The 8,084-nt window shown below is 73.2% G+C and carries 7 protein-coding genes and 1 pseudogene; all 8 read left to right on the top strand.

The window, feature by feature from the left end:
* Window positions 1-150: 150 nt before the first annotated feature.
* Window positions 151-1,425, top strand: a complete 1,275-nt coding sequence (locus tag PSH03_RS07935) for an adenosylmethionine--8-amino-7-oxononanoate transaminase (RefSeq protein WP_238688693.1) — start codon at window positions 151-153, stop codon at window positions 1,423-1,425.
* A 73-nt stretch (window positions 1,426-1,498) separates the two neighbouring features.
* A complete protein-coding gene (gene pyrF, locus PSH03_RS07940) occupies window positions 1,499-2,335 on the top strand; it encodes an orotidine-5'-phosphate decarboxylase (protein WP_091401910.1) in 837 nt (278 codons plus the stop codon).
* Between the two features lie 177 nt (window positions 2,336-2,512).
* Window positions 2,513-2,830 carry an integration host factor, actinobacterial type gene (mihF, locus tag PSH03_RS07945; RefSeq protein ID WP_030335662.1) on the top strand — a complete coding sequence of 106 codons (318 nt, stop codon included), beginning with the start codon at window positions 2,513-2,515 and terminating at the stop codon, window positions 2,828-2,830.
* Between the two features lie 25 nt (window positions 2,831-2,855).
* Complete coding sequence (locus tag PSH03_RS07950) at window positions 2,856-3,389, top strand: nucleoside/nucleotide kinase family protein (RefSeq protein ID WP_210785454.1); 534 nt, start codon at window positions 2,856-2,858, stop codon at window positions 3,387-3,389.
* A 64-nt stretch (window positions 3,390-3,453) separates the two neighbouring features.
* Window positions 3,454-3,717 carry a DNA-directed RNA polymerase subunit omega gene (gene rpoZ / locus PSH03_RS07955; protein ID WP_030335666.1) on the top strand — a complete coding sequence of 88 codons (264 nt, stop codon included), beginning with the start codon at window positions 3,454-3,456 and terminating at the stop codon, window positions 3,715-3,717.
* A gap of 14 nt (window positions 3,718-3,731) precedes the next feature.
* The gene (coaBC, locus tag PSH03_RS07960; RefSeq protein WP_238688694.1) at window positions 3,732-4,940 is read left to right on the top strand and encodes a bifunctional phosphopantothenoylcysteine decarboxylase/phosphopantothenate--cysteine ligase CoaBC; all 1,209 of its coding nucleotides are present in this window, start codon (window positions 3,732-3,734) and stop codon (window positions 4,938-4,940) included.
* An 87-nt stretch (window positions 4,941-5,027) separates the two neighbouring features.
* Window positions 5,028-6,221 carry a methionine adenosyltransferase gene (metK, locus tag PSH03_RS07965; RefSeq protein ID WP_238688695.1) on the top strand — a complete coding sequence of 398 codons (1,194 nt, stop codon included), beginning with the start codon at window positions 5,028-5,030 and terminating at the stop codon, window positions 6,219-6,221.
* A gap of 59 nt (window positions 6,222-6,280) precedes the next feature.
* Window positions 6,281-8,084 (top strand): annotated as a pseudogene (locus tag PSH03_RS07970) (primosomal protein N'); the annotation flags it as partial.

Below are 8,084 nucleotides of genomic sequence, written 5' to 3' on the forward strand. Positions count from 1 at the left end.
GCTCTGCACCCGTGGATGCACCGCCCGGAGCGCGACACCCGGCCACCGGGTGTCGCGTCCGCGGGTGCAGAGCAAAGGCAGCGGCGGAGAGGTTCGACCCGGCCGCAGGACGTCCGCCGTCCGGACCGCTTGAGGCGCAGAGGAGTACGCGTGACACCCGAGGAGATCCTGGCCTTCGACCGGGCGCACGTCTGGCACCCGTACGCCGCGCTGCCGCCGGCCAACCCGCCGTACGTGGTGCGCGGCGCCGAGGGGGTACGGCTCACCCTGGCCGACGGGCGGGAGTTGGTGGACGGCATGTCGTCCTGGTGGGCGGCGATCCACGGGTACCGGCACCCGGTGCTGGACGCGGCGGTGACCGACCAACTCGGCCGGATGAGCCACGTGATGTTCGGCGGGCTCACCCACGAGCCGGCGGTGCGGCTGGCCCGAACCCTGGTCGAGCTGACCCCGGACGGCCTGGAGCACGTGTTCCTGGCCGACTCCGGCTCGGTCAGCGTCGAGGTGGCGGTGAAGATGTGCCTGCAGTACCAGCGGGCCGTCGGCCGGCCCCAGCGGCGCCGGCTGGCGACCTGGCGGGGCGGCTACCACGGCGACACCTTCCATCCGATGAGCGTCTGCGACCCGGAGGGCGGGATGCACCACCTGTGGGGCGACGTGCTGCCCCGGCAGGTGTTCGCCCCGGTGCCGCCGGGCGGCTTCACCGACCCGCCCGACGACGCGTACGTGGCGGCCCTGGTGGAGACGGTCGAGCGGCACGCCGACGAGTTGGCCGCCGTGATCGTCGAGCCCGTCGTCCAGGGCGCCGGCGGGATGCGCTTCCACCACCCGGGCTACCTGCGCGTGCTGCGCGAGGTGACCCGGGCGAACGGAATTCTGCTGATCTTCGACGAGATCGCCACCGGGTTCGGCCGTACCGGCGAGATGTTCGCCGCCGGGCACGCCGGGGTGACGCCGGACGTGCTCTGCCTGGGCAAGGCGCTGACCGGCGGGTACCTGACCCTCGCGGCGACCCTGTGCACCGCTGAGGTCGCCCAGGGCATCTCGGCGACCGGCGTGCTGGCGCACGGGCCCACGTTCATGGGCAACCCGTTGGCCTGCGCGGTGGCGAACGCCTCCATCGGGCTGCTGCGGGCCGGAGACTGGGCCGGCCAGGTCGCCAGGGTCGGCGCCGGCCTGCGCGCCGGTCTGGAGCCCCTGCGCGGCACGCCGGGCGTGGCCGACGTACGGGTTCTCGGCGCGATCGGCGTGGTGCAGCTCGACCACGAGGTCGACCTCGGCGCGGCGACCGCAGCCGCTGTCGCCCAGGGGGTGTGGCTACGTCCGTTCCGCGACCTGATCTACACGATGCCGCCGTACGTCACCGACGACGTCGACCTGGCCCGGATCGCGAGCGGGGTGGCGGCGGCGGTGGCGGCCGGCTGAGTCGGCCCGGCCACCGGGTCGACGGGTTACCCGGGCGGGTCAGCCGTCCGGACGAGAAGAGGGGAACACTCCGATGGAGAGCTTCGGTACCCGGCTGCACCGGGCGATCACCGAGCGGGGCCCACTCTGTGTGGGCATCGACCCGCATCCCGGTCTGCTGGCTCAGTGGGGCCTCCCGGACGACGTTCAGGGGCTCGACCGGTTCAGCCGGACCGTGGTGGAAGCCCTTGGTGACCGGGTTGCGGTAGTCAAGCCTCAGTCGGCCTTTTTCGAGCGGTTCGGGTCCCGAGGTGTGGCGATTCTTGAGTCAACTATCCGACAGTTACGGGATGCCGGCTCGCTCGTTCTGCTCGACGTCAAGCGCGGCGACATCGGCTCGACGGTGAGCGCGTACGCCGCCGCGTACCTCGATCCATCCAGCCCCGTGTATGTCGACGCGGTCACCGCGAGCCCCTACCTCGGGGTCGGTTCGCTGGCGCCGATGTTCGAGCTGGCCGCCGAGCACGGCGGCGGGGTGTTCGTGCTGGCCCTCACCTCCAACCCCGAGGGCGCGGCCGTGCAGCGGGCCGTCACGGCTGACGGCCGCACCGTGGCGCAAACCGTGATCGACGAGATTTCCCAGCTCAACAGGGGTGCGTCCCCGCTCGGGAGCTTCGGTCTGGTGGTCGGCGCGACCATCGGTGACACCGGTCACGACCTCTCCGGTGTGGGTGGCCCACTGCTCGCTCCGGGGCTCGGCGCGCAGGGTGCCGGCGCAGCCGATCTGCGTACCGTCTTCGGTTCGAGCCTCGCCTCGGTGCTCCCGTCGTACTCCCGGGAAGTGCTCTCGGCAGGCCCTGACGTGGCCGCGCTGCGGGCCGCCGCGGACCGCGTGTTGGTCGACTGCCGGGCCGTCCTGCCTGCCCGGTGACTGACTGACGGGTCGGTCACTCTACGGTGATCATGCGGCCCCACGTTGCCGAAAGCTCCGTTGGCCGCTAGTTTTCCCCGCGCTGGGAACCATGGACCCCTTGGTTCACAGCGACACCACGTTTCACAGATGCGGCGGTGCGCCCCGCCCGCCGCGATAGGGACCTGAGGAGAACTGGTGCCGCTCCCGTCACTGACCCCCGAACAACGCGCTGCCGCGCTCGAGAAGGCCGCGGAGATCCGCAAGGCCCGTGCTCAGCTGAAGGAGCAGCTCAAGCAGGGCAAGACCACCCTCGGTGCCGTCCTCGAGCGGGCCGAGAGCGACGACGTCGTTGGCAAGCTCAAGGTGTCGGCCGTCCTGCAGGCCATGCCGGGCATCGGCAAGATCCGGGCTACCCAGATCATGGAGAAGCTCAAGATCGCCGACAGCCGTCGCCTGCGTGGCCTCGGCGAGCAGCAGCGCAAGGCACTGCTTGGAGAGTTCGCCGCCAACTGAACCTGGCAGCGTGTAGAAACAAGCAGTGAGCACGGATGACGAGGCGCGCCCGGCGGCTCGGCTCACTGTCCTGGCTGGACCTTCGGGTTCCGGCAGGGAGAGTGTCGTCGAGCTCGTCCGGGCGCGTTCTCCGTCCGTGTGGATCCCGGTCGCGGCAACCACCAGGCCGCGCCGGGAGTCGGAGATCGACGGGGTGGACCGGGTCTTCCTCGCCCCCGCCGAGTTCGATCGGCGGATCGTCGACGGCGAGCTGCTGGAGTGGTCCCGGATCGGTTCACACCGCCGGGGCACCCCGTACCCGCCGCTACGCGCCCGGCTCGACGCCGGCCAGCCGGTGCTTCTCCCGCTCGACCTGCGCGGCGTCCCACTGGTCCGGGCGCGCCTGCGCGACGCCCGGCTGGTGTTGCTGAGCCCACCCGGGTACGCGCCCGACGCCACGGTGGCCGCCACCGTCGAGCACGCGCTGACCCACGACCACACCGAACGGGTGGTCGAGGAGCTGGTAGGCTTACTCGGTTCTTCTTATCCGGATCCGGCCTGGTCGCGCGTGCGTGGCTGACGGTCGGCCGCCGTTGAGACTCAGCACCGCGTCCGCGCGGCTCGAAAGACGCAGAGGTTAATTCGTGGGATCCATCGCCAACCCCGAAGGCATCACCAACCCGCCGATCGACGAGCTCCTCGAGAAGACGACGTCGAAGTACGCGCTGGTCATCTTCGCCGCCAAGCGCGCGCGCCAGGTCAACGCCTACTACAGCCAGCTCGGTGAGGGTCTGCTGGAGTACGTCGGCCCGCTCGTCGAGACCACCCCGCAGGAGAAGCCCCTCTCCATCGCCATGCGCGAGATCAACTCGGGCCTGCTCACCGCCGAGCCGACCGACCAGCCGTAAGCCCCCGCTGGCCGATGTCCGCCTCGATCGTCCTCGGGGTCGGTGGCGGCATCGCCGCCTACAAGGCGTGCGAGCTGCTGCGACTCTTCACCGAATCGGGTCACCGGGTTCGGGTCGTGCCAACGGCGTCGGCGCTCCGCTTCGTTGGAGCGCCGACCTGGGCCGCGCTCTCCGGTCAACCGGTCGCCGACGACGTCTGGACCGACGTCCACGAGGTGCCGCACGTCCGCCTCGGTAAGCAGGCCGACCTGGTGGTGGTCGCGCCGACCACCACCGACCTGCTCGCCAAGGCCGCCCACGGCCTCGCCGACGACCTGCTGACCAACACACTGCTGACCGCCCGCTGCCCGGTCCTGCTGGCCCCGGCCATGCACACCGAGATGTGGGAGCACCCCGCCACAGTGGCCAACGTGGCCACGTTGCGCTCCCGGGGAGTCCGGGTCATCGAGCCCGCCGTCGGCCGGCTCACCGGCGCCGACACGGGAAAGGGCCGACTGCCCGACCCGGCGGAGATCTTCGCCGTCGCCGGTCGGCTCCTGGCCCGCGGCGCCTCCGCCCCCGCCGACCTGGCCGGTCGCCGGGTGGTCGTCACCGCCGGTGGCACCCGCGAGCCCCTCGACCCGGTGCGTTTCCTGGGCAACCGTTCGTCGGGCAAGCAGGGGTACGCGTTCGCCCGCGCGGCGGTCGCTCGGGGTGCCCGGGTCACACTCATCTCGGCAAACGTCGGCCTCGCCGACCCGGCCGGGGTCGACCTGATCCGGGTGGGCACCACCGCCGAGTTGCGGGAGGCGACAGTCAAGGCCGCCGTCGAGGCCGACGCGGTGGTGATGGCGGCGGCTCCGGCCGATTTCCGGCCCGCGACGTACGCGACTGGCAAAATCAAGAAGTCGGACGACGGTGTCGCACCCACCATCGAGCTCGTCACGAACCCTGACATCGCGGCGGAGCTCGGCCAGCGCAAACGACCAGGGCAGGTGCTGGTGGTGTTCGCCGCCGAGACCGGTGACGCCGAGGCCAACGGCCGGGCGAAACTCGCCCGGAAGCGGGCCGACCTGATCGTGGTCAACGAGGTCGGTCCGGACCTGGTCTTCGGCGCCGACACCAACACGGTGACGGTCATCGGCGCGGACGGCTCGGTCAGCCGGCTGCCCGAGCAGGCCAAGGAAGCCGTGGCCGACGCCGTGTGGGATCTCGTCGTGGCGCGGCTGCCCGGCCGCTCCTGACGGGTGGAACAGGGCGCGACCGATCCCGACACCGGCCGCAGTGGTGATTAGACTGCCGCGGAACGACCTCACACGCTTAGGAGTGCCGTGACACGCCGTCTCTTCACGTCCGAATCGGTCACGGAAGGCCACCCGGACAAGATCGCTGACCAGATCAGCGATGGCATCCTCGACGCGTTGCTGACCGAGGATCCCCACAGCCGCGTGGCCGTGGAGACCATGATCACCACCGGTCAGGTGCACATCGCCGGTGAGGTGACCACCAAGGCGTACGCCGACATCCCGACGATCGTCCGCCGGACCATCCTCGAGATCGGTTACGACTCGTCGAAGAAGGGCTTCGACGGTGCCTCCTGCGGGGTCAGCGTCTCCATCGGCGCGCAGTCCGAGGACATCGCGCAGGGTGTGGACAACGCCTTCGAGCTGCGCACCGGGGCGTCGGAGAGCGCGCTGGACGCGCAGGGTGCCGGCGACCAGGGCATGATGTTCGGCTTCGCCTGCTCGGAGACGCCCGAGCTGATGCCGCTGCCGATCGCGCTCGCGCACCGGTTGGCCCGCCGCCTCTCGGCGGTGCGCAAGGACGGCACGATCCCGTACCTGCGGCCGGACGGCAAGACCCAGGTCACCATCGAGTACGAGGGGCTGCGCCCGGTCCGGCTGAACACCGTTGTCGTGTCCAGCCAGCACGCCGCCGACATCTCGCTGGACTCGCTGCTCACCCCGGACGTGCGCGACCACGTGATCGCCCCGGAGCTGGAGAGCCTCGGCCTGGACACCGATGGCTACCGGCTGCTGGTCAACCCGACCGGCCGGTTCGAGATCGGCGGCCCGATGGGCGACGCCGGCCTGACCGGCCGCAAGATCATCGTCGACACCTACGGCGGGTACGCCCGCCACGGTGGCGGCGCGTTCTCCGGCAAGGACCCGTCGAAGGTGGACCGCTCGGCCGCGTACGCGATGCGCTGGGTGGCCAAGAACGTGGTCGCCGCCGGCCTGGCCGAGCGGTGCGAGGCGCAGGTCGCCTACGCCATCGGCAAGGCGCACCCGGTGAGCCTGTTCATCGAGACGTTCGGCACCGAGACCGTGCCCGTCTCCTCGATCGAGAAGGCCGTCACCGAGGTGTTCGACCTGCGTCCGGCCGCGATCATCCGGGACCTCAACCTGCTCCGCCCGATCTACCAGCAGACCGCCGCGTACGGCCACTTCGGCCGGGAGCTGCCGGACCTGACCTGGGAGAGCACCGACCGGGCCGCCGACCTCAAGTCGGCCGCGGGAGCCTGACCACCACCAAGCGCAGCGACCGGCGACCCGCTGACGGGTCGCCGGTCGCGCGCGTCTGCGTGGATGTCGGACTGGCGCACCTGGACCGGCCGTTCGACTACCTGGTGCCGGCGGAACTGGACGAGGTGGCGGTTCCCGGTACCCGGGTGAAGGTGCGCTTCGCCGGGCAACTCGTCGACGGGTGGTTGCTGTCGCGCGCCGACGACTCCGGGCACACCGGCCGCCTCGCGTACCTGGAGAAGGTGGTCTCCCCGGAGCCGGTGCTGGCCCCCGAGGTCGCCCGGCTGGCCCGGGCGGTCGCCGACCGGTACGCGGGCAGCCTCGCCGACGTGCTCCGGCTCGCCGTGCCACCCCGGCACGCGCGGGTGGAGAAGGAGCCGCACGATGAGCAGCCCACCCCGGCTGCCCCCACCGGGGCTGTCGACCCGCGCGGGTGGCGCGACTACCCGACCGGTGCGGCCCTGCTGCGGGCGCTCGCCGACGGCCGGGCACCCCGCGCGGTCTGGTCGGCGCTGCCCGGTGAGGACTGGGCGGCCCGCTACGCCGACGCGGTGGCTGCCACCGTCGCCGGTGGGCGCGGCGCGGTGGTCGTGGTGCCCGACGCGCGTGACCTCGACCGCCTCGACGCGGCGCTCACCGGTGTGCTCGGCCCGGGGCGGCACGTCAGCCTCTCCGCCGCGCTCGGCCCGGCCCGGCGGTACCGGGCGTTCCTCGCCGCTCGCCGTGGTCAGGTGCCGGTGGTGATCGGCACCCGGGCGGCGATGTTCGCCCCGGTGGCCCGGATCGGCCTCGTCGCCGTCTGGGACGACGGTGACGACCTGCACTCCGAGCCCCGGGCGCCCTACCCGCACGCTCGCGACGTGCTGCTCACCCGCGCCCAACTCGCCGAGGCCGGCGCGCTGGTCGGCGGGTACGCCCGGACGGCCGAGGCGCAGCTGCTGGTGGAGACCGGCTGGGCCCCGGAGGTGGTCGCCGACCGGGCCACCGTGCGGGCGCGGATCCCGGCCATCGCGCCGACCGGGGACGACCCGCAACTGGCCCGCGACCCCGGGGCCGCCACCGCCCGGCTGCCCAGCCTGGCCTGGACGGCTGCCCGCGACGCGCTCCGCCAGGACCTGCCGGTGCTGGTGCAGGTGCCCCGCCGCGGCTACCTCCCGTCGATCTCCTGCGCCGAGTGCCGCACCCCGGCCCGCTGCGCGCACTGCGCCGGCCCGCTCGCGCTGCCCTCGGCCGGCGGCACCCCGGCCTGCCGGTGGTGCGCCCGGGTGGCGGCCGCGTACGCCTGCCCGGAGTGCGGTGGCCGGCGGCGGCGGGCCGCGGTGACCGCCGCCCGGCGCACCGCCGAGGAGTTGGGCCGGGCGCTCGCCCGACGTGCCGGTGCGCACCTCGGGGCGCGAGGAGGTGCTGACCGACGTGCCCGGTGGCGCGGCCCTGGTGGTGGCCACGCCGGGCGCCGAGCCGGTCGCGGAGGGCGGCTACGGCGCGGTGCTGCTGCTCGACTCGTGGGCCCTGCTGACCCGGGCCGACCTGCGCGCCGGCGAGGAGGCGCTGCGCCGCTGGCTGGCGGCGGCGGCGCTGGCCCGCCCGGCGCCGGCCGGTCGGGTGGTGGTGGTCGCCGACGGTGCGCGCGCCCCCGTGCAGGCGCTGCTGCGCTGGGACGCCGCCTGGGTCGCCGGTCGGGAGCTGGCCGAGCGCCGCGAGCTGGGCTTCCCGCCGGCCGTGCGGATGGCGAGCGTCACCGGAGCGGCCGAGGCGGTGGCGGACCTGCTGGCCGCGGCCCGGCTGCCCGACGACGCCGAGGTGCTCGGGCCGGTGCCGGCCGAGGAGGGCCGGGAGCGGCGGTCGGTCCGGGTCCCCAGGGCC

Source organism: Micromonospora salmantinae (assembly GCF_022230905.1).
GTDB lineage: Bacteria > Actinomycetota > Actinomycetes > Mycobacteriales > Micromonosporaceae > Micromonospora > Micromonospora salmantinae.